This is a genomic window from Methylorubrum thiocyanatum (genome assembly GCA_014138645.1).
Classification (GTDB): Bacteria; Pseudomonadota; Alphaproteobacteria; order Rhizobiales; family Beijerinckiaceae; genus Methylobacterium; species Methylobacterium thiocyanatum.
Genome location: JACJIB010000004.1, coordinates 270,730 through 294,589 on the forward strand (window position 1 = coordinate 270,730; position 23,860 = coordinate 294,589).

Consider the following 23,860-nt stretch of genomic DNA (forward strand, 5'->3'; position numbering starts at 1 on the left):
CCCGACGCCTCGACGGCTGCCCCGGCCTCGACGGAGGCGCGTTTCCCGACGGACGGCGCCCTCACCACGGCAGGCAGCGGATCCGGAGCAGATCCTCCACGCTCGCCTGAACGCCGAAGGCGAGCACGCGCCAGGCCGGCATCGTGGCGAGACCGAGGCCCATGGCGAGGACGAGCCAGGGCAAGGCCCGACGCGCGACGGGCCGCAGGCCGCCCTCCCCCGCCCGCTTCATCGCCGCAGCGCCGTGGGAGTCGTCCCGCGCCCGGTCCGCAGCAGCCAGAGGCCGCCCAGCAGCATGGCGAGGCCCCAGGCGAGGAAGCCGAGATCCCAGGTGAACCAGTGCGCGCGCGCCACCCGCTCGTTGACGTGGTGCACGCCGAGCCACTGGTGGTCGATCAACCCCTCGACGAGGTTGAACAGCCCCCAGCCGACGAGCAGGCTGCCGACCAGCGCCCGGTTCGACCAGCGCAGGTGCCGGCCCCGCGCCCGGCGCCACAGGACGAACAGCCCGATCACCACGAAGACGTAGGTCGCGCTGTGAAAGATCCCGTCCCACAGGGTATTCAGCTCGAGGTTCTCGATCGAGGTGATCGGGTACCAGGAACTGAGCATGTGGTGCCATTGCAGCACCTGATGCAGCACGATCCCGTCGAAGAACCCGCCGAGGCCCAGGCCGAACAGCACGCCGGCCGCCACCGGGAAGTCGGCGTCGGACCGTGCAGGATCCGGCGGCCGGCCCTGCGGATCGGGCGTCATCGCCGCCTCCCTCACGGCGCGCGGTAGGCGGAGCCGTCCTCGGCCCGCGCCGGCCTCTCGACGTAGCGGCCCTGGTCCGGCACGGCGACGCGCTCGAAGTCCTGCGCCAGGGCGTCGAGGCCGCGGCGCAGCTCCGGTCCCTGGAGCGGGCGTCCGTGACCCGTCACCGCCCGCTCGGGCTGGAGCGCGGCGAGGCTGCGCACGGAGGCGGCTGCGGCCGGCCAGTCGATCGTCAGATACATCGGCGGCCCGTGCACTTCGGGCTCCTGCGTCGCCACGGCATAGGCCGATTCCTGGGCGGTGGTGACGAAGGCGTCGCCCGCGATCAGGCTGCGGTCGGCCTCGCGCCAGAACGAGACATGGCCCGGCGCGTGGCCCGGCGTGTGCAGCCAGCGCCAGCCCGGCATCGGCGGCACGCTGCCGTCGGCGGGCAGCAGGCGCAGGCGCGCGGACACGTCCACGGGCTTGGTCGGGTAGAGCGGGGCGATGCGCGCCATCAGCCCGCCGCCGACGCTCGGATCCGGCGCCGGATAGGCGGCGCTGCCGTCGAGATAGGGACGCTCTAGGCCGTGGGCGTAGACGGGGACGTCCCATTCCTCCGCCAAGTCCTCCAGCACACCGACATGGTCGAAATGGCCGTGGGTCAGAACGATGGCCGAGGGCCGGGCGCCCTCGCCGAAGCGGGCCTCGGCGGCACGGCGGATCGCGGCTTTCGTGCCGGGAATGCCGGCATCGACGAGCACCCAATTGCGGTCGCCGGCACCTGGGCTGCCGATGAAGACGACATTGGCCAGAACGAGGCGGCAATAGGCGAGATCGGGTGCGAATTCGTGGGTGCCGTCGTCGCGCTCGGCATCGGCCCGCGGATCGTCGGCGCGGGCCCGGCGGCTGATCGGGATCTGCTGCGCCATGGCCTTCTCCTGTGCGAGGGGGAACGCGCGACCGGCCGGCGCTCCGGCCGTGCGGGATCGGTCATCACGGAAAGGCCGGCGCGAAAGCGTTTTGTTCCCGCCCCGCGACGGGGCGGGAAAAGCAGGACGAAAAGGATCGTCGCCGGGCCGTCCCCCGAACCTTCGCGCGGGAGCCCAGGTTGGAAGGCTATCGGCCGGCACGACGATCCCCCGTCGCGCTCTTCGGGCGCGTCTCCTTGCGGCGCGTCTCTGCGCGAGGAATCGCCCCGTGCCGCCGTCCCGCTCCCGTCACGCGGCTGCCGAACGGCGGCCCCATGATGGGTGTCGCGCCACCCTCGATCCGGGCCCGTTGCCGTGAGCGATCCGACCTATCCGCCCCTCGACAGACTCAAGCCCGTGGCCTTCGGCCTCTGGATCGTGGACAGCGGCCCGATCCACGCGGCAGGGATGATGCCGCTGCCGGTGCGCATGAGCGTGGTGCGGCTGGCCAACGGCGATGTCTGGCTGCACTCACCGACCCGCTACGACGCGGGCCTGCACCGCGAGATCGAGGCGCTCGGGCCGATCCGCCACCTCGTCGCGCCCAATGTGGCGCACTGGACCTACCTGAAGGCATGGCAGCGCCATTGCCCGCAGGCCCTGACCTGGGCCGCACCGAACCTGCGGGAGCGCCGACAGGTCCGTCAGGCGGGCGTGCGGCTCGACCGCGATCTCGATGATGCGGCCCCGCCCGAATGGGCCGACGACCTCACGCAGGTGGTGGTGCCCGGCGGCCTCGGGTTCCGGGAGGTCGCCTTCTTCCACGCCGCCTCGGCGACGCTGATCCTGACCGACCTCGTGCTGAACCTGGAGCCGGACAAGCTGCCGCCCCTGATGCGCCCGTTCCTGCGGATGGCCGGGGCGACCGCGCCCGACGGACGCGCGCCGATCTATCTCCGGCTGGTGGTGCGCCTGCGCCGGCGGGATGCCGCCCGCGCCGCCGCCCGGCTCGTGGCCCTGGCGCCGGAGCGGGTCGTGTTCAGCCACGGAGCTTGGTTCGACCGGAACGGCACGGAAGAATTGCGCCGCTCCCTCCGTTGGCTCATCGGCTGAGGCCGGTCACCCTCGCTTACGGATTCTTCCGCCCGCGATGGTCGGGATCGACCCCGCCCTCCGGCGTGGTCTCGTTCTCGACGTCGCCCTCGACGGTGGAATCACCCGCGATCGTCTCGATGTCCGCTCCGGTCAGTCCCTTGGATTGCCCGATGCCCGGATTGCCCTTCAGGTCGGCATCGCTCGGCGTGTCCGTCTTCAGATGCTTCGACATGCGGATGTCGTCTCCCGGTTTCTCGGCTGGAAGTCCGGGCAACCTGGGTTCTCGCCGGGTGTTCCGGGCGCATTCCGCCGCGCTGGCCGGCCGGGAAAGCCTCCCGCCCCCGCGATCGGCCGACAGGATTTCCTCGGGCTCAGGCGGTTGGGCGGCTCCCCTCACGGAGCTTGTGACGGAGCCTGCGGCGTCGTGTCCTCCCGCTGCGCCTGCCTCAGGGCATCGAGCAACTCGCCCTCGATGAGCAGGGCGGAGCCGTAGTGGAACTCGATGTCGAAGGCGTGCCGGGAATTCATGGAGAGCGAGGCGCTCTGCATGGCGACGAGGCGCCCCGATTCATCGAACACCCCCGAGCCCGAGCCGCCGTAGCCGTCGTTGCAATCGTGGCGGGCGCGCCGGATGCCGCCCTCCGTCGGCGGATCGATCCGGCGAAGGGTGCAGGCCTCCAGGCTGCTGTCGCCCCGGTAGTTCTGGTGGCCCCCGGGGGCGACCAGGGTCACGGGGAGCGCGAGATCGCCCGTGGACAGGTCGGGGGCCGCCCCGGGCACCGGCTGGCGCGGCGCGTCGGCGGGGCGGGCGAGGCGCAGCAGCGCCCAGTCGTCGGTGATGTGAAGCCGCGTCGCGTCCGCGGCCACCCCGAGGCGCAGGCTCTCGGCGACGAAGTCGTAGTTGCGGCCGCCGATCTGGAAGTAGCAGTGGCCGACGGGCCGCGTCGTCTCGAGCTGCCGGTTGCGGAAGTTGTGCGCGTTCAGCATCACGGTCGAGGCCGTGCCGATCAGCCACGCGGCGGCCGCCTTCTGCGGCACCCCGTCCGGGCGGCGGCACCAGAGGACGCCCGCCCCCGGATAGCGGGCGCGGTCGTCGCCCGTCAGGTCGCGGCGTCCGTCGCGGGGATAGAGGGCGGCGCTCCGGGTCACGCCCCTCGCGGAATCGTGTGCTTCCGCGGCCATGCCGTGAGGCGGGTGCGTCGGATCGTCCGAGGCCGCGGGGCCACCGCCAGCGCGTGCGACCAGAGCGAGCACGCCCGCCGCTGCCAGAACGCGCCGTGCGCGCCGCCCCTGCGCCATCGCCGCCAAGCCTCCCCTGCATCGGACCGCTTCGCGAGGGCCCGTTGGCAACAGTGGTGCGACGGCGCTCAGCGGCGGTCAAGCCAAGCCGCGCAGGATGCGACGCTACGTCTTGGCACTTTTAGAATTACCTTATCGTCCCGGCAAGAAATGTCCGACCAGCTAAAGACTTCTCCTCCAATCAAAGCCTAGAAATTATAGGCGAAGGGGCGCTAATAAGTCTTTTATAAGACCGCAATAATCTAAGAATCATCTTAGATCGACGATGCGGCACTCCGAAGGACTTCGAAGCGAGCCTGGAACCTCAGAAGAACGTCTGAGAGATACCGCGAGGCCGAAAGGCGAGGCGGTTCAGTGAGGAGACGCAGGATGAGCAGGTTTGTGACATCGGTCTCGGCCCTGGCGATGCTGGCGCTCGCGCCGGCCGCGCTGTCGAGCGCGGCTTACGCCAACGACAAGCTCGTTGAGCTGTCGAAGAGCGACGAAAACTGGGTGATGCCCGGCAAGAACTACGACTCGAACAACTACAGCGAGTTGAAGCAGATCAACAAGAGCAACGTGAAGCAGCTCCGGCCGGCTTGGACGTTCTCGACCGGTCTGCTGAACGGCCACGAGGGCGCGCCGCTCGTCGTCGACGGCAAGATGTACATCCACACCTCGTTCCCGAACAACACCTTCGCCCTCGGCCTCGACGATCCGGGCACGATCCTGTGGCAGGACAAGCCGAAGCAGAACCCGGCCGCCCGCGCGGTGGCCTGCTGCGACCTCGTCAACCGCGGCCTCGCCTACTGGCCCGGCGACGGCAAGACCCCGGCGCTGATCCTCAAGACCCAGCTCGACGGCAACGTCGCGGCGCTCAACGCCGAGACCGGCGAGACGGTGTGGAAGGTCGAGAACTCCGACATCAAGGTCGGCTCGACGCTCACCATCGCCCCCTACGTCGTGAAGGACAAGGTGATCATCGGCTCCTCGGGCGCCGAGCTCGGCGTGCGCGGCTACCTCACCGCCTACGACGTGAAGACCGGTGCGCAGGTGTGGCGCGCCTATGCCACGGGTCCGGACAAGGACCTGCTGCTGGCCGACGACTTCAACGTCAAGAACGCCCATTACGGCCAGAAGGGCCTCGGCACCGGCACCTGGGAGGGCGATGCCTGGAAGATCGGCGGCGGCACCAACTGGGGCTGGTACGCCTACGATCCGGGCACCAACCTGATCTACTTCGGCACCGGCAACCCGGCGCCGTGGAACGAGACCATGCGTCCCGGCGACAACAAGTGGACGATGACGATCTTCGGCCGCGACGCCGACACCGGTGAAGCCAAGTTCGGCTACCAGAAGACCCCGCACGACGAGTGGGACTATGCCGGCGTCAACGTGATGATGCTGTCCGACCAGAAGGACAAGGACGGCAAGTCCCGCAAGCTGCTGACCCATCCGGACCGCAACGGCATCGTCTACACGCTCGACCGCACCGACGGCTCGCTCGTCTCGGCGAACAAGCTCGACGACACGGTCAACGTGTTCAAGTCGGTCGACCTGAAGACCGGCCAGCCGGTGCGCGATCCGGAATACGGCACCCGGATGGACCACCTCGCCAAGGACATCTGCCCCTCGGCGATGGGCTACCACAACCAGGGCCACGACTCGTACGATCCGAAGCGTGAACTGTTCTTCATGGGCATCAACCACATCTGCATGGATTGGGAGCCCTTCATGCTTCCCTACCGTGCGGGTCAGTTCTTTGTCGGCGCGACGCTGAACATGTATCCGGGCCCGAAGGGCGACCGTCAGAACTACGAAGGTCTCGGCCAGATCAAGGCGTACAACGCGATCACCGGCGACTATAAGTGGGAGAAGATGGAGCGCTTCGCCGTGTGGGGCGGCACCATGGCCACCGCGGGCGACCTCGTCTTCTACGGCACCCTCGACGGCTACCTGAAGGCGCGCGACTCCGACACGGGTGACCTTCTCTGGAAGTTCAAGATCCCGTCCGGCGCCATCGGCTACCCGATGACCTACACCCACAAGGGCACGCAGTACGTCGCCATCTACTACGGCGTCGGCGGCTGGCCGGGTGTCGGCCTCGTGTTCGACCTTGCCGACCCGACCGCCGGTCTCGGCGCGGTGGGCGCCTTCAAGAAGCTCGCCAACTACACCCAGATGGGTGGCGGCGTGGTGGTGTTCTCGCTCGACGGCAAGGGCCCCTACGACGATCCGAACGTCGGCGAGTGGAAGTCGGCCGCCAAGTAAGGTCGGGACGTAACGACAAGGCTCCCCTCCCCCTCGCGGGGGAGGGACACGGCTGGGATGGTGCGGGCCCTCAAGCTGCCCGCGGCCGGGTCCGCACCATTCCTTTTCCGCTCTCCGCAGGACGTTTCCTCTCGGCGTGCCGATGCCCCGGCACCGGCGGCGGTCTGCACGGGAGATGCGTGGTGGGCAGGCCGGGACCGTCCCGATGAGGACATCCCCGCAAGAGCCTGAGCCCCGCGCCAAGACTTCATAAGAATAATCCAGAGGAAACGAAGATGTCGCTCGTGAACGGACGCCGCCGGGCCGTCGCCTCGGCCGTCGCCCTCGCTGCCCTGACCGGCCTGTGCGCCCCCGCCCTGGCGCAGGACCCGAAGGCCGCCGCAGCCGCGAAACCCGATGCCGGCACCCTGCGCGTCTGCGCCGCCGAGCAGCCGCCGCTCTCGATGAAGGACGGCTCGGGGCTGGAAAACCGCATCGCCACCGCCGTCGCCGAGGCGATGGGCCGTAAGGCCCAGTTCGTATGGCTCGGCAAGCCGGCGATCTACCTCGTGCGCGACGGGCTGGAGAAGAAGACCTGCGACGTGGTGGTCGGGCTCGATTCCGACGATCCCCGGGTGCTCACCAGCAAGCCCTACTACCGCTCGGGCTACGTCTTCCTCACCCGCGCCGACAAGGATCTCGACATCAAGTCCTGGTCCGACCCGCGGCTGAAGGAGGTGAGCCACATGGTGGTCGGCTTCGGCACCCCCGGCGAGGCGATGCTCAAGGATATCGGCCGCTACGAGGAGGACATGGCCTACCTCTACTCGCTGGTGAATTTCCGCGCGCCCCGGAATCAGTACACGCAGATCGACCCGGCCCGGATGGTCAGCGAGGTCGCCTCCGGCAAGGCCGAGGTCGGCGTCGCCTTCGGGCCCGATGTCGCCCGCTACGTGCGCGATTCCTCGACCAAGCTGCGCATGACCCCGGTGCCCGACGACACCACCCGCAGCGACGGCCAGAAGATGCCGCAGAGCTTCGACCAGTCGATGGGCGTGCGCAAGGACGACACCGCCCTGAAGGCGGAACTCGACGCCGCCCTGGAGAAGGCCAAGCCCAAGATCGAGGCGATCCTGAAGGAGGAGGGCGTGCCCGTGCTGCCCGTCTCGAACTGAGCCGCCGGAAGAACGGCACCGCGATGAGGAACAAGACCAAGACAATGACGAAGCGTACAACGATCGGAACCGCCCTGCTCGGCCTCGTGCTCGCCGGTGCTGCCCTGCCCGCGCTCGCCCAGCCCCAATCCGGACCGCAGACGGGCGTGGTGTTCCGCAACACCGTGACCGGCGAGGCGCTCGACGTCACCCAAGGCAAGGAGGGCGGCCGCGACACGCCCGCCGTGAAGAAGTTCTTCGAGACCGGCGAGAATCTCTACATCGGCGACAAGTCCTGCCTGCGGAACGGCGAGAGCCTGTTCGCGACCTCGTGCTCGGGCTGCCACGGCCACCTCGCCGAGGGCAAGCTCGGGCCGGGCCTGAACGACAATTACTGGACCTATCCGTCGAACACGACCGATGTCGGCCTGTTCGCGACGATCTTCGGCGGCGCCAACGGCATGATGGGCCCGCATAACGAGAATCTGACGCCCGACGAGATGCTTCAGACCATCGCCTGGATCCGGCACCTCTATACGGGGCCGAAGCAGGACGCGGTCTGGCTCAACGACGAGCAGAAGAAGGCCTACACGCCCTACAAACAGGGCGAAGTCATCCCGAAGGACGCCAAGGGCCAGTGCAAGCCGCTGGAGGAGTGATCCGTTCGGGGTTCGGGCCGGGATCCAACCGGCGCGATCGAGGGGGCGAAGCGCCGCTCGCCAAAATCCAAGAAGAGCCGGCTCAGCCAAGAGCAAGTCTCAACACGTGGAGGAAACCATGAAGACCACTCTCATCGTCGCCGCCGTCGTCGCCCTTTCCGGCCTCGCCGCGCCGGCGCTCGCCTACGACGGCACGAAGTGCAAGGCGCCGGGCAATTGCTGGGAGCCGAAGCCCGGCTTCCCGGAAAAGATCGCCGGCTCCAAGTACGATCCCAAGCACGACCCCAAGGAGCTGAACAAGCAGGCCGATTCCATCAAGCAGATGGAAGAGCGCAACAAGAAGCGCGTCGAGAACTTCAAGAAGACCGGCAAATTCGAGTACGACGTCAGCAAGATCTCGGCGAACTGACACAGCATCAGCCCTCCCCCTCTGCGGGGGAGGGTGCCTGCGGAGCAGGCGGGAGAGGGGCAGCGCGACGGTTCCAATCTGGACGGGCGTCGAACCAGCGGAAGCGGCGCTCCCCTCACCCGACCCCTTCGGGGGTCCCCCTCCCCCGCAGCGGGGGAGGGAATGCGCGCAGCGCCCATGAAAGAAAAAAGGCCAACCGCCGAATGAACACCCTGCGCCCCGGCGACGCCATGCTCACCGACTGGCGGGAGGCGGCCGCGCGCTTCGAGCGCGAGATCGCCAAGGCCGTGGTCGGCCAGGAGCGGGCGATCCGCCTGCTCACGATCGCGATCTTCGCCCGCGGCCACGTCATGCTCGAAGGCGATGTCGGCGTCGGCAAGACCACGCTGCTGCGTGCGGTGGCCCGCGGCCTCGGCGGCGCCTACGAGCGCGTCGAGGGCACCGTCGACATGATGCCGACGGATCTGATCTATCACACCTATCTCGGCGAGGACGGGCGCCCGCGGGTCGAGCCCGGCCCGGTGCTGCGGCAGGCCGAGGATCTCTCGGTGTTCTTCTTCAACGAGATCAACCGCGCCCGGCCCCAGGTCCACGCGCTCCTCCTGCGCATCATGGCCGAGCGCAGCGTCAGCGCCTTCAACCGCGAGTACCGCTTCCCCAACCTCCAGGTCTTCGCCGACCGCAACCGGGTCGAGCGCGAGGAGACCTTCGAGCTGCCGGCCGCCGCCCGCGACCGCTTCCTCATGGAGATCGGCATGGAGGCGCCCCGCGATGCGCAAGCGCGCCGCGCCCTGGTGTTCGATCCCCGCTTCCACGACACCGACCGGCTGACCGAGGCGGTCGGTGCCGACGTGCTCGACCACGACCGCATCGGCACCATCGCCAGCGCGATCCAGCACGCGATCTCCGCCGAGCCGGCGATCGAGACCTACGTCGTCGGCCTGTGGGAGGCACTGGTGCGCCCCGGCCCCGCCGGCATCCGACTCCCCGGGATCGACATGGATCGCCTCGTCCAGGGCGGCGCCTCGCCCCGCGGTGTCGCCTTCCTCGTGCGCGCCGCCCGCGTCCGCGCTTGGCTGGAGGGCCGCGACTGGCTGGTGCCGGAGGACATCCGCGCCGTCTTCCCCGAGGTCATGGCCCACCGCCTCTTCCTCGAACCCGTCTACGAGATGCGGCGGGCGCAGATCGTGCCCGACCTGATCCGCGCGGTGTTCGAGACGGTGCCCGCCCCGTGAGCGGTCCGGAGGAGGCGGTCGACGGCGGGGCCGACATCATCTACCTGCCGCGCTGGCGGCCGGGCGGACACCGGGTCGGCGCCCATCGCGGGCGCGAGGCCGGCGGGCTCGGCACCTTCCGCGATCCCGTCAGCTTCCTGCGCCTGCCGGATGCGCGGCGCATCGACCTGCGCGCCTCGTTGCGCGATCCGTTCGAGGGGGTGTTCGTCCGCCGCTTCGAGGCGCGCAGCCCGGTCGAGACCTGGGCACTGGTCGATCTCTCCGCCTCCATGCGCTTCCGCGGCCGGGCCGACCGGCGCGATCTCACGGGCGCCTTCTGCACGAGCCTCGCCCGCTCGGCGACGCGGATCGGCGACGGCTTCGGCGTGATCGGCTGCGACCGGACGCTCCGCGAAGACCTCTTCCTCCCCGCCACGCGCCATCGCGCCGCGGCTCAGACCGCCGCCGCGCGCCTCGGCGAGGCAAGCTGCGAGGGAGGCGGGGCCGAGGGCTTTCTCGAGGCCGCGCGCCGCCTCGCCGGGCGCCCGAAACTGATTTTTCTGGTCTCGGACTTCCGCTGGCCGGAAGCCCTGATCGAGGAGGTCTTCGCGGCGCTCGCGCTCCATGACGTGACGCCGGTGCTGCTCGCTGATTCCGCCGAGGACGAGGGCCTGCCCAACTGGGGCCTTGTCGAACTCGACGATCTGGAGGGCGCCGGGCGCCGCCTCGTCTTCCTGCGCCCTTCCCTACGCCGCCGCTGGATCGCCCGCGAGGCGGAGCGCGTCGAGCGCTTGCGCCGGATCTGCGCTCCCTTCGCCCGCCCGCCCTTCCGGCTCGCCGACCGCTTCGACGCGGAAGCCTTGAGCCGCCACCTGATGACGACGTGAGCGCGATGCGGCGGCAAGCCAGACTCCCCTCCCCCTTGCGGGGAGAGGCCGAGGGTGGTGCGGGCGGCACCGCCGCGCGGGCTCTCGGCCTCGTGCTGCTGCTGGCCGGAGCCTGTCCCCTGCCCGCCGCCGCTCAGGTGCGCGGCGTGGAACTGCGCACGCCGCGGGCCTTCGGCTATTTCCAGGGCGACCTCGTGCAGGTGCAGGCCGAGATCCGCACCGATCCGGGCTTTTCCCTGCAGCGCCCCTCCCTGCCGAAGCCCGGCCCGGTCACCTACTGGCTCGATCTGCGCGACGTGCGGATGGAGGAGAGCCGGGCTGCTGACGGCTCGCGCGTGATCCGCCTGCGCCTGACCTATCAGAACTTCTACGTGGCGCTCGACGCGCGCACCCTCGAAGTGCCGGGCTTTCCCGTGACGGTGGAGAGCGCGGATGCCAACGGCGCGACCACGGCGGTGGCGCAGGTGCCGGCCTGGAAGATCGGCGTGTCGCCCTTGCGCGAGGTGCAGCCCGAGCGGCGCGACGACCCGGCCGAGTATCTCCGGCCCGACGGGCGCGCCCTGCGGCTCGATCCGCAGCCGGCGTTGGCCTCCGCCGCCGGCTTCCTCGCGCTCGCCGCCCTGGCGCTGGTGCTGCTCGCCTACGACCGGGCGTGGTGGATTTTCAGAGGCCGCCGCGGCCGCCCGTTCGCGCAGGCGCTGAAAGCCCTCCGCCGGGCCAAGCGGCGCTCGCAAGGAGAGCCCCTGTACCGCGAGGCCCTGCTCGCCCTGCATCGCGGCCTCGACGCCACCGACGGCCGCCGGGTGCTCGCCGACGACCTGCCCGACTTCCTCGGGCGCCATCCCGCCTTCCGGGAGCAGGCAAGCGGCCTCCAGACCTTCTTCTCGGCCTCGCGGCTGGCCTTCTTCGGCCGGGACACCGCCGGGGCCGGCACGATGCTACCCCTGCCCGAGGCCGAGGCGCTGCTGCGCCGCCTCGGCGCGGTCGAGCGGAGCGCGTGATCCCGTGACCCCGCTTCTCGCCTCCCTCGGGGCCGCCACGCCCTGGCTGCTCTGGCTCCTGCCGCTGGCGGGGCTGCCGCTGCTCCTGTCGGTCACCCGGCGCAGCCCGGTCGCGTCGGTCGCCGCCGCGCCCGAGGATCCGGTCTCTTCGGGCCTGCGGATCGCCCTGACCGCCGCCGGCATGCTGGCCATCGGCGGCCTCGTCCTGGCGCTGGCCGGTCCGTATCGCGCGGGCGAGCGGGTGACCCGCACCGGCATCGGCGCGCAGATCTCCATGCTGATCGACCGCTCGGGCAGCATGAACGAGACCTTCGCCGGCCGGCAACCCTCGGGGGCGGAGGAGTCGAAGGCCATGGCCTCCCGGCGCATCCTGCGCGACTTCGTCGGCGAGCGCGCCCACGACCAGTTCGCCGTGACCGCCTTCTCCACCGCGCCGATGCTGGTCGTGCCGATGACCGACCGGCACGACGCCGTGCGTGCGGCCATCGCCGCCATCGACCGCCCCGGCCTCGACTACACCAACGTCGCCCGCGGCCTCGGCATGGCGCTGTCGCAGTTCGGGGCGGGCGCACCGGGGGTGTCGCGGGCCCTCCTGCTGGTCTCGGACGGGGCGGCGGTGATCGATCCGCGCATCCAGGCGCAGTTGCGCGCGGAATTCACCAAGGTGCAGCCGAACCTCTACTGGCTGTTCCTGCGCACCAAGGGCTCGCCCTCGATCTACGACAAGCCCGCGGGCGAGGACACGCCGCAGGCCGCGCCCGAGCGCCATCTCGACCTGTTCTTCAAGAGCCTCGGCGTGCCCTATCGCGCCTTCGAGGCGGAGGGGGCCGACGCGGTGGCGGGCGCCGTGCGCCAGATCGAGGCGCTGGAGCGCGACCCGATCCCCTATACCGAGGAGCGCCCCCGCCGCAACCTGACCGGCTGGGCCTACGGGCTCGCCGCTTTCGGCCTGCTCCTCCTCGTCCTCGCCAAGCTGGCCGAGACCGATTTTCTGCGCAGGCCCGTCCGTGAGCGGGATGCCGCTGCGGCCGGGCCCGCGCGGGCCACGCCGAAAAAGGCCGCCGCATGATGCTCTCCGGCCTCACTCACCCGCCTGCCCCGTCCCTGCGCGCCCGGCTCGGCGCGGGCTTGAGCCTGGGTTGGCGCACCGTTCGCCCGACCCTGCTCGTGCTGCTGCCGATCCTGCTTCTGGCGGCGGCCGCCGCCTTCGCGCTCTCGGCCTGGCGGGACGCGGGCACCAACGCGGCCATCGCCGCATTGGAGGCGGGACGCGACATCGCCGTCCCGCCCGACGCCGCCGACCCGCTCCTCGTCGCGCGCATCAAATTCCTGGCCTTCCGCGATCGCCTCGGCGAGACCGAGCCGCTCTTGGAGACCCTCGACAGCCGGCGCTCCGCCGACGCCGCGGCGCGCGCGCGCTACATCGTCGCCAATGCCCGCATCCGGGAGGCCTTCCGGCTGATCGAGCGCAGCGAACTCGACAAGGCGGGTCCGCAGGTCACGCTCGCGCGCCAGGATTACCGCCGGGCGCTTCAGGCGCGCCCCGACTTCTGGGACGCGAAGTTCAACTTCGACGTCGCCTCGCGCCTGATCCGCGATTTTCCGGAATTCGACCGCAAGTTCGGCGACGAGCTGAAGGCCGAGCCCAAGCAGATCTGGACCGACATTCCCGGCCAGCCGCGAGGCGGGCCATGAATGTGTGGACCGAGCTTCCGTTCGCAAGAAACCTGCGCGACCGCCGCTTCCAGGCGCTCGCCGCCGCCCTGCTGCTCGCAGGTCTGGCGATGGTCGCGCCGCCGCTGCCGCTCACCCGCTCAGGCGTCTCGGTGCTGGCGGTGGTCGACATCACCGGCAGCATGAATGTGCGCGACTATACGCGCGACGGGCGTCCGGCGAGCCGGCTCGACATCGCCAAGGCGGCCCTGCGCACCCTGCTGCCTGAGCTGCCCTGCGGCTCGCGCCTCGCGCTGGCCCTGTTCACCGAGCGGCGCCCCTTCCTGCTGTTCGCGCCGATCGAGGTCTGCGCCGATTTCGCCCCGCTGGACGGCGCGATCGCAGGCCTCGACTGGCGCATGGCCTGGGAGGGCGACAGCCGCATCGCGTCCGGCCTCCATCGCGCCATCACGATGGCGGGCGAACTCGACACCGACCTCCTGTTCATCACCGATGGCCAGGAGACGCCGCCGCTGCCGGCCAACGGCATCCCGCCCTTCGAGGGCATGCCCGGCGCGGTGCGCGGCCTCATCGTCGGAGCGGGCGGCTACAGCCTCGCGCCGATCCCGAAATTCAACGACCGCGGCCGCGAGACCGGCTTCTATGCCGAATCGGAGGTGCAGCAGGAGAACCGCTTCGGCCCGCCGCCGGCCGACGCGGAATCGCGCGAGGGCTACAACCCGCGCAACGCCCCCTTCGGCGGCGCCGCGGCGCGCGGCGAGGAGCATCTCTCCTCGGTGCGCGAGCCGCATCTGAAGGCTTTGGCCGCCCAGACCGGCCTCGCCTACGCTCATCTCGACGGCCCGGATCTGCGCGCGCCGCTCCTGGCGGCCGCCACCCCGCGCCCCCTGCCCGGCCGGCTCGACCCCCGCCCCTTCCTCGGCGCGGCGGCGCTCGCCCTGGTGCTCGCCAGCTTCCTCGCAGGCGCGCTGCGCGCCCGCCTCACCCCCTTCACCCCCAGCAGGACCTCATGATGCGTCTGTCCCTTCTCGTTCTTCCGCTCGCGCTCGCCGCAACCGCAGCGCTGGCCCACGGCCCGACCCCGCAGAAAGTCTCGCAGTCGATCACGATCAAGGCGAGCCCGGACGCCGTGTGGAAGGTGGCGGGCGACTTCGCCGGGATCGGAAAGTGGCACCCGGCGATCGAGCGGGCCGAGGGCAGCGGGAGCAAGGATGCGGGCAGCCGCACGCTCACCTTCAAGAACGGCGGCAAGATCGAGGAGAGCCTCGACGAGTACAAGGCGGACGCTCGCACCTATTCCTACCGGATGGGCGAGCCGGACCTGAAGGCGCTGCCGGTCTCGTCCTATTCGGCGACCTTCACCGTGAGCCCGGAGGGCGACGGCGCCAAGGTCGAGTGGATGGGCCGCTTCTACCGCGGCGACACCGGCAACGAGCCTCCGGAGAACCTCAGCGACGAGGCCGGCAAGGCCGCGATGAACACGTACTTCTCGGACGGCCTGAAGGGCCTGAAGGCGGCCGTGGAGGGCGGCAAGGCGAAATGATCCGCCCCGCCCTCGCCGCGCTGATCCTCGCCCCTGCGCTCGCCGGCTGGCCGGCCGGCCTCTCTGCGCGCGCCGCGACCGTCTACGTCGCGAGCCAGCAGGGGGCGCAGGTGACGCGCATCGAGGCGGGAGCGGTCGCGGGCCACACGACCGTGGCGGGGGCGGCCCCCGCCACGGTGGCGGCGGGTGGCGGCCTCCTGTTCCTCAGCCATCCCGACGGGCACGCGGTCACGGTCATCGACGCGGCCACCGGCGCGGTGCTGCGACGCCTGCCCTACAAGGGACAGGCCTTCGGCCTCGCGGCCTCCCCCGACGGCAAGACCCTGTTCGTCGCCGACTGGTCGGGCAACCGCGTCGACCGGCTCTCGGCCGCGGACGGCACGGTCGAGGCTTCCGCCGAGACCGGCCGCGACCCGGCCCATATCGTCCTCGACCGCGCCGGCCGGCTGTTCGTCGCCGACCGGGAGAGCCATCGGGTCAGCGTGTTCGACACCGCCCGGATGACCCGGCTCGCGACGATCCCTGTGGGCACCGCGCCCTTCGCCCTCGCGTTGAGCCCGGATGAGCGCCGCCTCTATGTCGGCAACGTGCGCAGCAACGACCTCACCGTGATCGACACGGAGGCGCTCGAGGCCCTCGCCACCGTGCCGGCCGGCGCCATGCCCTACGGCATCGCCGTGAGCCCGGACGGGACGCGGATCTTCGTGACCAACCAGCATGCCGCCACGGTCACCGTGCTCGATGCGGGCAGGCTCGTCATCGCGGCGACGGTCGGCGTCGGGCGCTATCCGGAGGGCATCGTGATCGAGGGCGGCCGGGCCTACGTCGCGAACTGGTTCTCCGACAGCGTCTCCGTCCTCGATCTCGCGACGCTCAAAGAGATCGCCCAGCTGCCGGTCGCCGAGGGCCCGCGCAGCCTCGCCATCGCCGCTTCCACCGGGGAGACCCCGCGATGAGAGCACTTGCGACCCGTCTTGCGGCACCTCTCGTGGCCCTGCTGATCCTCTCCGCCTGCGACCGCGGCGCTGAACCGTCCGGCGAGGCCGCGACCGCGGCGCCCGACCGCGGCGACGACGGCGCGATCGTCGCCTCGACCTCGGAGGATCACCTGCCCGACTGGCTCTCGCCCACCGACGGCACGGATCCGGCGCGCTGGCTCGCGGGCCGCGAGGCGGGACACCCCTTGCCCGCGGACGCCGCCGCGGTCAGGGAACTGCGCGAATCCCTCGATGGGGCACGCAGCGCCTTCGTGGAAGACAAGCGCATGATCGCCAACCGCACGGTGCAGCTCGGGCAGATGCTGTCCGAGATCGGCAAGACGGAATCCTATCGCGGCCTGATCGACGGCCTCGGCGCGGTCGCGTCGGTGCGCGGCCGCCACAAGAGTCTCTACGGCGAGATGTGCCAGCACTATTACAACACCCGCGTTCAGGGCGCCGACCACGCCACGGCCCTCGCCCGCCTCGAAGCCCGCGAGCGGCCGGAGGTCGCCGCGCCGGAGCGGCCGTCGGGAGGGCAGCCGTGAGCGAGGGCCGTGCCTTTGCCCGGGGCGCCGCGCCGGCGCGGCCGGAGACGCTCCTCGTCATCGACGACCATCCGATCGTGATGCAGGGCGTGCGCCGGCTCGCGGAGGCGGCGGGCGTCGCCAGAGTCTACGAGGCCGCCGACATCGTCTCGGGCTACCGCCTGTTCCACCGGCATCGGCCCGACCTCGTCGTGGCCGATCTGAGTTTTCGCGACGACGGCCTGTCCGGCCTGTCGCTGATCCGCCGGATCCGGGCGCTCGACCCCGCCGCCCGCATCCTCGTGTTCAGCATGCATGCCGACCCGGTGCTGGTCTCGCGGGCGCTGGAGAGCGGGGCGCTCGGCTTCGCGCTCAAGGATGCCGGATCGGATGCCTTCCTGGAGGCCCTCGACGCGGTGCAGGCCGGGCAGGGCTACCTGCCGCACGCGCTCGCCACCGAGGTGGCGATGCTGAACCGCGGCGCCCGCCCCGCCCCGCTCGCGACCTTGAGCGCCCGCGAATTGCAGATCCTGTCGCTGCTGAGCCAGGGCAAGTCCTACGACGCCATCGCCAGCGCCATGGCGGTGAGCTACCGCACGATCATCAACGCCAGTTCCAGCATGCGCAAGAAGCTCGGCGTGGAGTCCCGCGCCGGGCTGGTCCAGATCGCGGTCAACCGGCGCAACGCGCTGCTGTGAAGGGCGGCCGGGCGCAGGTCCTCGTCCGCCCCGTCATCGGCCGAGGACCCGGCTCAGGCGCAGCTCCTCCGGGTCGGCGAGCCGAGCGTCCGTCGCGGTCCGTGGGGCGGGCCCGCCCGCGGGCGTCGCGAAGGGCAGGGTCAGCGCCGCCGCGACGAGGACGGCGGTGATCCAGCGCCTCGGCCGCTCGGGCGAGGCCGAGGCGAGGCTCGGCCCTCCGAGCCGCGGCCGCCCCCCCTCGCCGACGAGCGGGGTCGGGCGCCGCCGTTCTCCCTCCGGCGCCGAGATCCGGTCGAGGCTGCGCTCGACCGCACCGAGCAGCGCGGCGGCCTCCCCGTCCAGGCTGTCCCAGTGCCGGGTCAGTGCGCCGTGCTCTGCCGGCTCGGACGCCGCGGCGTCCGGTCCGGTGCCTTCCGTCGTCGGCTCCTCCGGGCCTGTCATGGCGGGTCGCGTCAGGCGCGGTGATAGGCATCCTCGAGGCGGACGATGTCGTCCTCGCCGAGGTAGCTGCCGAGTTGCACTTCGATCAGCTCGACATCGTCGTTGCCGGGATTCTCGAGGCGGTGGATCGCGCCGAGCGGGATGAAGATGTGCTCGCTCTCGCGGTAATCGGCGACGGTGTCGTCCACGGTGACCCGGGCGCAGCCGCGCACCACGACCCAGTGCTCGGCCCGGTGGCGGTGCTTCTGCAGGGACAGCCGGCCGCCGGGCGCCACGGTGATCCGCTTGACCTGGAAGCCGTTGGAGGCCTCCAGCACCCGGTAGCTGCCCCAGGGGCGGTGCGAGGCGGCGTGCCACTCGGCCTGGGGCCGGCCCTTGCTGCGCAGGATCTCGACCATCTTGCGCACGTCGCCGCAGCGGCTGCGGTCGGCCACCAGGATCGCGTCCTTCTCGGCCACGACCACGAGGTCGCGCACCCCGACGAGGGAGGTCACCATCCCCTCGGACGACACGAAGCAGCCCTCGCTCTCGAACAGTTCGGCCGCGCCGCGGCTGACATTGCCGAGGTCGTCGCGCTCGCTGATCGCCCACAGCGCGTTCCAGTTGCCGACATCCGACCAGCCGCAGCGCATCCGCGCCACCGCGGCGCGGCTCGTCTTCTCCATGACCGCGAAGTCGAGGGAGGTCTTGTTCGTGCCGGCGAACCCCTCGGCATCGAGGGCCAGCGCCCCGCCCTCGTCGGCGGCGGCCTCGACCGCGGCGGCGGCGGCGGCGGCCGTGTCGGGATCGAAGGCGGCGTACTCGCCGCACAGGGTATCGGCCCGCATCAGGAAGTTGCCGGAATTCCACAGCCAGCGGTCGGCGAGATAGCTGGCGGCCCGCACCGCGTCCGGCTTCTCGGCGAAGGTGTGCACCGCGTGGCAGCGCGCCTCGACGCGGTCACCGGGCCGGATCCAGCCGTATTCCGTGCTGGGATGATCCGCCTCGATGCCGAAGGTGACGAGCCGCCCGGCCCGCGCCGCCGGCAGGGCGGAGGCCACGGCGCGGCGGAAGGCGCGCGGCTCGGTGACGATGTGGTCGGAGGGCAGCACGAGGACCACCGCCTCCGGATCCTGCCGCGCCACCAGGGTGCAGGCGGCCAGGATCGCCGGGCCGGAATCGCGCCGCTCCGGCTCGAGCAGGAGGGTGATCGCGGCGTCGATGGCCGCCGCCTGCTTCTCGACGAGGCAGCGATAGTCCCGGTTCGCCACGATGATCGGCCGGGCGAAGAGCGGGCCCTGGAGCCGCAGCAGGGTCTGCTGGAAGGTCGAGTGCGGCCCGAGCAGGGGCACGAACTGCTTCGGCATCGAGGTGCGGGAGGTGGGCCAGAGCCGCGTTCCCGAGCCGCCGCAGAGGATGACGGGCTGGATCCGTGCAGGCATCGACGGGCGTCCTTTTGTGCTGGGACTGAAGGAAGGTCAGGGGGAGGTCAGGGAAGGTTCAGGGGAGGATCAGGGGGTTTCGAAGGAACTGCGCAGGGCCGGCACCGCCTGCGAGACCGGACCGGGCGCGGCCGCCCCGCCGCGGGTGGGGGCCGGGGTCGGGGCCGGGGTCGATCCCTCCGCGGTGCCGGCCTTGGCGGGCGAGACCTGGACGACGTCGCCCGGCAGCAGCATCGAGGTCAGGGCCGCCTTGAACGTCACCGCCCCGTTGTGCCGGGTCCGGGTCACCTCGACGCTCCAGCCGGTGGCCTCGCTGCCGCCGTCGGAGGCGGCGAGCCGCCGGGCACGGCTCTCCAGGAGGTCGCGGGCGATGGGCAGGCTCGCCTCGGTTTCCAGGAGTTGCTGGCGGGTGGCCTGAAGGTCGGCCACCACCCGGCGCCGGTGGCCGTTCTCGGTATCGCGCTGGCGCAGGGTCAGCTCGCCGCTGGCGGTGGCGTTGCGGGCGAGATCCGCGTCGATCCGGGCGAGTTCCGCCCGGACCCGGGCGTTCTCGCGCTGCCGGTCCACCATGATCGTCTGCAGGCCGTGGCCGTTATCGGTCAGCCGCGCGTAGTTGCGGACCTGGGCCTCGGTCAGCTTGACCTGCTCGTCGATGAGGGCGCGCTGCTGGGTCAGCGACGCCCGCTCGGTCTCCAGCCGCTCGACCTGCTGGCGCAGAAGGCCGACTTCGCTGCGCTCCGTCTCGCGCTGGAGCGCGAAGATCTCCTGCTCGCCGCGCAGCAGCGCCGTCGCCTCCGGGCCGATCAGCTCGTCCGAGACGAAGCTCGTCCGCCCGTCGCGCTGGGCCTCCAGCCGGAGCTGCCGGGCGCGCTGGGCGAGCCGGGCGAGTTCGAGGCTCCGCAGGCGCTCGCGCGCGGTCAGCACCTCGGCCTTGAGTTCGGTGATCGAGCGGTCGCCGACCCGCCCGCCGCCGGCCAGCGCCACCGCGCCGAGCACGGTCAGGCCGTAGCGGTAGGTGTAGCTGCCGGGCGAGCGCACCTCGCCGAGCACGTAGATCGGCTTCATCTCGGAGAGCCGCAGGCTGACCGTGGCCGAGCGCAGGTAGCCGTCGTTCAGCCGCGTGCGCACCAGGGTCTCCGCCTGTTCGGGGCTCAGGCCCGCGACCCGGATGCGCCCGACCATCGGCAGGTTCACATCGCCGACCGCATCGACCACGTACTCGCCGGTGAGTTCCGTCTGGCCGAAGACGACGACGGTGACCTTGTCGCCGCTCGACAGCAGCAGCGCGGCCTCGGCCGGCGGCTCCGGCGCGGAAGCCGGTGCGGATGCGGGCGGAGAGGCCGGCGCTTGGACCTCGGCGGCCAGGGGCGCGTCGGCGAGACAGAGCAGGAGCACCGCCGCAAGCCCTAGTGCAGACCCTGCCGCGGAACCGGCCGGACGCCGCGCACCGCGCCGCCCCCCGCCGGTCCAAGGCCGAAATGTCCTGAAGTCGAGCATGCCTTCGCCTCTCAGGCTGCTGTCCGGGCGCCGGCCGGCCTTGCGAGCGGGGCCGGCCGAGGGTGCTGGCTTCGGGGCCTGCCCTGCCCGGGGAAGAGGGGACGGGCCGTCGCGACGCCCTGCTTGAATGCCAGAGCTCCCTCCGCTTTTGTCCTGGCTATTCGGTCACCTGCCGGTTCGCGACCGGGTTAGCCCGACAGGGCCGGGGCCGGGCCTCGGGCGCGGTCGGGAACCGTTTCCGCGCCGGCCCGTCCCGCCGGGGCGCGAAAGAGGCCGACGCCGCCCGATCGTGGTAGACCGCCTTCGCACCGCCGCAGGCCTCGTCTTCCTCGAAACAGCAATGCCGCGCCCGATCCAAGTCCCCTAATCTGGCATCGACTGAGATTGGGAGACGGCGAGCGATGAAAAAACGTATCCTCGTGACGGGCGGCGCCGGTTTTGTCGGCAGCCACTTGTGCGATCGACTGGTGGCACAGGGACACGACGTCCTCGCCGTCGACAATTTCTACACCGGCGACCGGTCGAACCTCGCGCAGCACCTGAGCAATCCGCGCTTCGAGGTCATGCGCCACGACGTGACCTTCCCGCTCTACGTCGAGGTCGACGAGATCTACAATCTCGCCTGCCCGGCCTCCCCGGTGCACTACCAGCGCGACCCGGTGCAGACCACGAAGACGAGCGTCATCGGCGCCATCAACATGCTCGGGCTCGCCAAGCGCCTCGGCATCCCGATCCTCCAGGCCTCCACCAGCGAGATCTACGGCGATCCGGACGTGCACCCGCAGCCGGAGGATTATCGCGGCCTCGTCAGCGTCAGCGGTCCGCGCGCCTGCTACGACGAAGGCAAGCGCTGCGCCGAGACCCTGTTCTTCGACTACCAGCGTCGGCACAACGTGCCGATCCGGGTCGCGCGCATCTTCAACACCTACGGGCCGCGGATGAACCGCGACGACGGCCGGGTGGTGTCGAACTTCGTGGTGCAGGCGCTGCGGGGCGAGCCGATCACCCTCTACGGCGACGGCCGCCAGACCCGCGCCTTCTGCTTCGTCGACGACCTCGTCGAGGGGCTGATGCGCCTGATGAACGTCGAGGGCACGCTCGACGGCGCGGTCAATCTCGGCAACCCGACCGAGGTGACCATCGCCGCGATCGCCGAGCGGATCATCGCGCTCACCGGCTCGCGCTCGGAGATCGTCTACCGCCCGCTGCCGCAGGACGACCCGCGCCAGCGCTGCCCGGACATCACCCGCGCCCGGGCGATGCTGCACTGGAGCCCGAAGGTCGACCTCGACGCGGGGCTGACGAAGACCATCGCCTATTTCGACGCGCTGCTCTCGGCCTCCGCCTCGAGCGTGACGCCGTTCGAGCCGGCCCTGCCGGACCTCGCCAGGACGGGCTCATGAGCGCGGTCCTCCCCCGCGTTCCGATCCTCGGGGTGCCGGTCAGCGCGATCACCCTGGACGATGCCGTGAGCGCGGTCGAGGACTGGATCCTCGCCCGCCGCCGCCACTACGTCTGCATCACCGGCGCCCACGGCGTCATCGAGTGCCAGACCGATCGCGCCTTGCGGGCGATCCACGAGCGCGCCGGCCTCGTCACCCCGGACGGGATGCCGCTGGTCTTCATGGCGCGCCGGCTCGGCTTCCCGCGCACCCAGAGGGTCTACGGACCCGACCTGATGCGCGCGCTCACAGCCCTGTCCGCCCGCAAGGGCTACCGGCAATACTATTTTGGAGGTGCGACCGGCCTGCCCGAGCGGCTGGCCGCGCGCCTGACGGAACAGTTTCCGGGGCTTCCCGTCGCCGGCACCTTCTCGCCCCCCTTCCGGCCGACCACGCCGGAGGAGGACGAGGCGGTCGTCGCACGCATCAACGCGGCCAAGCCCGACATCCTGTGGGTCGGTCTCAGCACCCCCAAGCAGGAATACTGGATGGCCCGCCACCGCGACCGGCTGGAGGTGCCGGTCATGGTCGGCGTCGGAGCGGCCTTCGACTTCCTCGCCGGGACCAAGCGGCAGGCTCCGGTCTGGATGCAGCGGCGCGGGCTCGAATGGGCCTTCCGCCTCGGCACCGAGCCGCGCCGGCTGTGGCGCCGCTACGGGCGGATCGTGCCCGAATTCACCCTGCGCGCCGCGTTCCAGCTCCTGAGCGCACCGTCGCGGCCGCGGCGGTCCTTCTGAGGCCTGCCGCCGAGGGCGGGCTCGGCGATATGCGCGCATCGTCTTGGGGACGTGGCCCGATCCGGTGACGGTCGGGCCACGTCCCCAAACGTTTCTCGATCCCCGCGCGGGGGCGGTCGCCGGTCGGTCTTACGAGGCAGCCATCGGCACTCCTTCGCGCCCCCTTTCGGCGATCCGGTCTCCACGTCGTCGCGCCGCGCTCCAAAGGATTACCGCAGCGCGAAAGTATGATCGCCCATCGAGAAGATATGCTCAGTCAGCCCGCGAAATAAGAATGGAAGCGCCGAAGCAGAAAAGGCGTCAAACCCATGTCGAAAAGCGCAGTTGTCACCGGGGCCGGCGGTTTCATTGGTGGACATCTGGTGACGTACTTGCGTCGCCACGGCTATCACGTCCGCGGCGTCGACCTGAAGTACCCCGATTTCGGGCACAGCGACGCCGACGAGTTCGTACTCGCCGACCTGCGCTCGTTCGAGGATTGCCGCGAGGCGGTGAAGGGCGTCGACGAGGTCTACAACCTCGCCGCCGACATGGGCGGCATCGGCTACATCTCCGGCGCGCACGCCTCGATCACCTTCAACAACACGATGATCAGCGCGCAGATGCTGAAGGCCGCCTTCGATGCCAAGGTCGAGCGGTTCCTGTTCTCCTCCTCGGCCTGCGTCTACCCGCAGCACCTGCAGGACGTGCCGAGCGTGATCCCGCTCAAGGAGGAGGACGCCTTCCCCGCCGCCCCCGAGGAGGGCTACGGCCTGGAGAAGCTCTACACGGAGAAGCTCTGCCAGTACTTCACCGAGGATTACGGCTTCCCGACCCGCTCGGTCCGCTTCCACAACGTCTACGGCCCCCTCGGGACCTATGACGGCGGCAAGGAGAAGGCCCCGGCCGCGATCTGCCGCAAGGTCGCGCGCACGCCCGACGGCGGCACGATCGACATCTGGGGCGACGGCCAGCAGACCCGCTCGTTCATGTACGTGGACGACTGCGTCGAGGGCATCTACCGGATCATGCAGTCGGACCATTACGGGCCGCTCAACCTCGGAACAGACGAACTCGTCAACATCAGCGGCCTCGTCGATCTCGTGGCCGAGGTCGCCGGTAAGACGATCCACAAGGCGTTCGACACCAGCAAGCCGCAGGGCGTGCGCGGGCGCAACAGCGACAACAACCGCCTGCGCGAGGTTCTGGGCTGGGAGCCCGGCATCCACCTGCGCGAGGGCCTGAAGCCCACCTACCGCTGGATCGAGGCCCAGGTCCGGGAGGCGCAGGAGCAGGCGGACGCCGCTCCGAGGCAGGCCGCCGAATAAGGC

26 protein-coding genes are annotated in these 23,860 nt (G+C 70.9%); 18 read left to right on the plus strand and 8 right to left on the minus strand.

The genetic code is table 11. The features are described 5' to 3' along the window. Nucleotides 1-61: 61 nt before the first annotated feature. From HNR51_RS12510 to HNR51_RS12520, 3 genes are read right to left on the minus strand one after another with little or no spacing between them, the layout of a single operon-like run. On the minus strand, nt 62-232 hold the full coding sequence (locus HNR51_RS12510) for a hypothetical protein (RefSeq protein ID WP_182555145.1): 171 nt from the start codon (nt 230-232) through the stop codon (nt 62-64). Then, entirely contained in the window at nt 229-756 is a 528-nt protein-coding gene (locus tag HNR51_RS12515; RefSeq protein ID WP_182555146.1) for a DUF2243 domain-containing protein, read from the minus strand. Before HNR51_RS12515 ends, HNR51_RS12510 begins: the two co-directional genes overlap by 4 nt. 11 nt (nt 757-767) lie before the next feature. Continuing rightward, nucleotides 768-1,667, minus strand: a complete 900-nt coding sequence (locus tag HNR51_RS12520; RefSeq protein WP_182555147.1) for an MBL fold metallo-hydrolase — start codon at nt 1,665-1,667, stop codon at nt 768-770. Nucleotides 1,668-2,021: 354 nt separating this feature from the next. Between HNR51_RS12520 and HNR51_RS12525 the strand changes: the two genes are divergently transcribed. Continuing rightward, nucleotides 2,022-2,759: a DUF4336 domain-containing protein gene (locus HNR51_RS12525; protein ID WP_141953564.1), complete on the plus strand. Its 738-nt coding sequence runs from the start codon at nt 2,022-2,024 to the stop codon at nt 2,757-2,759. 16 nt (nt 2,760-2,775) lie between these two features. On the opposite strand, the gene HNR51_RS12530 is transcribed toward HNR51_RS12525, so the two are convergent. Together HNR51_RS12530 and HNR51_RS12535 are read right to left on the minus strand one after the other, a co-directional pair. Continuing rightward, entirely contained in the window at nt 2,776-2,973 is a 198-nt protein-coding gene (locus tag HNR51_RS12530; protein ID WP_012456332.1) for a hypothetical protein, read from the minus strand. Between the two features lie 161 nt (nt 2,974-3,134). After that, nucleotides 3,135-4,040, minus strand: a complete 906-nt coding sequence (locus HNR51_RS12535) for a S1 family peptidase (protein ID WP_182555148.1) — start codon at nt 4,038-4,040, stop codon at nt 3,135-3,137. Nucleotides 4,041-4,409: 369 nt separating this feature from the next. Here HNR51_RS12535 and HNR51_RS12540 point away from each other — a divergent pair, with 369 nt between their 5' ends. The 14 genes from HNR51_RS12540 to HNR51_RS12605 all read left to right on the plus strand — a co-directional run bounded on the left by HNR51_RS12540 (nt 4,410) and on the right by HNR51_RS12605 (nt 17,012). Then, nucleotides 4,410-6,290 (plus strand): methanol/ethanol family PQQ-dependent dehydrogenase, encoded by a 1,881-nt coding sequence (locus HNR51_RS12540; RefSeq protein WP_141953560.1) that lies wholly within the window; start codon nt 4,410-4,412, stop codon nt 6,288-6,290. A 275-nt stretch (nt 6,291-6,565) separates the two neighbouring features. Continuing rightward, entirely contained in the window at nt 6,566-7,444 is an 879-nt protein-coding gene (moxJ, locus tag HNR51_RS12545) for a methanol oxidation system protein MoxJ (RefSeq protein WP_182555149.1), read from the plus strand. A 44-nt stretch (nt 7,445-7,488) separates the two neighbouring features. Then, nucleotides 7,489-8,082, plus strand: a complete 594-nt coding sequence (moxG, locus tag HNR51_RS12550) for a cytochrome c(L), periplasmic (protein ID WP_239681498.1) — start codon at nt 7,489-7,491, stop codon at nt 8,080-8,082. Between the two features lie 118 nt (nt 8,083-8,200). Beyond that, on the plus strand, nt 8,201-8,491 hold the full coding sequence (locus HNR51_RS12555) for a methanol dehydrogenase [cytochrome c] subunit (RefSeq protein ID WP_012456327.1): 291 nt from the start codon (nt 8,201-8,203) through the stop codon (nt 8,489-8,491). Nucleotides 8,492-8,694: 203 nt separating this feature from the next. Then, the gene (locus HNR51_RS12560) at nt 8,695-9,726 is read left to right on the plus strand and encodes an AAA family ATPase (RefSeq protein ID WP_182555151.1); all 1,032 of its coding nucleotides are present in this window, start codon (nt 8,695-8,697) and stop codon (nt 9,724-9,726) included. Then, nucleotides 9,723-10,592, plus strand: coding sequence for a DUF58 domain-containing protein (locus HNR51_RS12565; protein WP_182555152.1), 870 nt, complete (start codon nt 9,723-9,725; stop codon nt 10,590-10,592). The genes HNR51_RS12560 and HNR51_RS12565 overlap by 4 nt, the downstream gene beginning before the upstream one ends. A gap of 5 nt (nt 10,593-10,597) precedes the next feature. Continuing rightward, complete coding sequence (locus HNR51_RS12570) at nt 10,598-11,593, plus strand: nonribosomal peptide synthetase MxaA (RefSeq protein ID WP_239681503.1); 996 nt, start codon at nt 10,598-10,600, stop codon at nt 11,591-11,593. Nucleotides 11,594-11,597: 4 nt separating this feature from the next. After that, nucleotides 11,598-12,662 carry a vWA domain-containing protein gene (locus tag HNR51_RS12575; protein WP_182555153.1) on the plus strand — a complete coding sequence of 355 codons (1,065 nt, stop codon included), beginning with the start codon at nt 11,598-11,600 and terminating at the stop codon, nt 12,660-12,662. Further along, nucleotides 12,662-13,288 (plus strand): MxaK protein, encoded by a 627-nt coding sequence (locus tag HNR51_RS12580; RefSeq protein WP_182555360.1) that lies wholly within the window; start codon nt 12,662-12,664, stop codon nt 13,286-13,288. The genes HNR51_RS12575 and HNR51_RS12580 overlap by 1 nt, the downstream gene beginning before the upstream one ends. Next, entirely contained in the window at nt 13,285-14,280 is a 996-nt protein-coding gene (locus tag HNR51_RS12585; RefSeq protein ID WP_182555154.1) for a vWA domain-containing protein, read from the plus strand. The genes HNR51_RS12580 and HNR51_RS12585 overlap by 4 nt, the downstream gene beginning before the upstream one ends. Further along, entirely contained in the window at nt 14,280-14,810 is a 531-nt protein-coding gene (locus tag HNR51_RS12590; RefSeq protein ID WP_141953553.1) for an SRPBCC family protein, read from the plus strand. The genes HNR51_RS12585 and HNR51_RS12590 overlap by 1 nt, the downstream gene beginning before the upstream one ends. Continuing rightward, a complete protein-coding gene (locus HNR51_RS12595; protein WP_182555155.1) occupies nt 14,807-15,766 on the plus strand; it encodes a YncE family protein in 960 nt (319 codons plus the stop codon). Before HNR51_RS12590 ends, HNR51_RS12595 begins: the two co-directional genes overlap by 4 nt. After that, nucleotides 15,763-16,335: an MxaH protein gene (locus HNR51_RS12600; protein WP_182555156.1), complete on the plus strand. Its 573-nt coding sequence runs from the start codon at nt 15,763-15,765 to the stop codon at nt 16,333-16,335. Before HNR51_RS12595 ends, HNR51_RS12600 begins: the two co-directional genes overlap by 4 nt. Then, nucleotides 16,332-17,012 (plus strand): response regulator transcription factor, encoded by a 681-nt coding sequence (locus HNR51_RS12605; RefSeq protein WP_182555157.1) that lies wholly within the window; start codon nt 16,332-16,334, stop codon nt 17,010-17,012. The genes HNR51_RS12600 and HNR51_RS12605 overlap by 4 nt, the downstream gene beginning before the upstream one ends. A 33-nt stretch (nt 17,013-17,045) precedes the next feature. Here the strand turns inward: HNR51_RS12605 and HNR51_RS12610 are convergent, their stop codons facing one another. The 3 genes from HNR51_RS12610 to HNR51_RS12620 all read right to left on the minus strand — a co-directional run bounded on the left by HNR51_RS12610 (nt 17,046) and on the right by HNR51_RS12620 (nt 20,269). Then, nucleotides 17,046-17,453, minus strand: coding sequence for a hypothetical protein (locus tag HNR51_RS12610; protein WP_012456316.1), 408 nt, complete (start codon nt 17,451-17,453; stop codon nt 17,046-17,048). An 11-nt stretch (nt 17,454-17,464) separates the two neighbouring features. Next, on the minus strand, nt 17,465-18,874 hold the full coding sequence (locus HNR51_RS12615; protein ID WP_182555158.1) for a mannose-1-phosphate guanylyltransferase/mannose-6-phosphate isomerase: 1,410 nt from the start codon (nt 18,872-18,874) through the stop codon (nt 17,465-17,467). A gap of 69 nt (nt 18,875-18,943) precedes the next feature. After that, nucleotides 18,944-20,269: a polysaccharide biosynthesis/export family protein gene (locus HNR51_RS12620; protein ID WP_239681499.1), complete on the minus strand. Its 1,326-nt coding sequence runs from the start codon at nt 20,267-20,269 to the stop codon at nt 18,944-18,946. A gap of 503 nt (nt 20,270-20,772) precedes the next feature. Here HNR51_RS12620 and HNR51_RS12625 point away from each other — a divergent pair. The 3 genes from HNR51_RS12625 to HNR51_RS12635 all read left to right on the plus strand — a co-directional run bounded on the left by HNR51_RS12625 (nt 20,773) and on the right by HNR51_RS12635 (nt 23,857). Next, nucleotides 20,773-21,774 (plus strand): UDP-glucuronic acid decarboxylase family protein, encoded by a 1,002-nt coding sequence (locus tag HNR51_RS12625; RefSeq protein ID WP_182555160.1) that lies wholly within the window; start codon nt 20,773-20,775, stop codon nt 21,772-21,774. Continuing rightward, complete coding sequence (locus HNR51_RS12630; protein ID WP_182555161.1) at nt 21,771-22,550, plus strand: WecB/TagA/CpsF family glycosyltransferase; 780 nt, start codon at nt 21,771-21,773, stop codon at nt 22,548-22,550. Before HNR51_RS12625 ends, HNR51_RS12630 begins: the two co-directional genes overlap by 4 nt. A 308-nt stretch (nt 22,551-22,858) precedes the next feature. Further along, complete coding sequence (locus HNR51_RS12635) at nt 22,859-23,857, plus strand: NAD-dependent epimerase/dehydratase family protein (RefSeq protein ID WP_012456311.1); 999 nt, start codon at nt 22,859-22,861, stop codon at nt 23,855-23,857. The last annotated feature ends 3 nt before the right edge of the window (nt 23,858-23,860 follow it).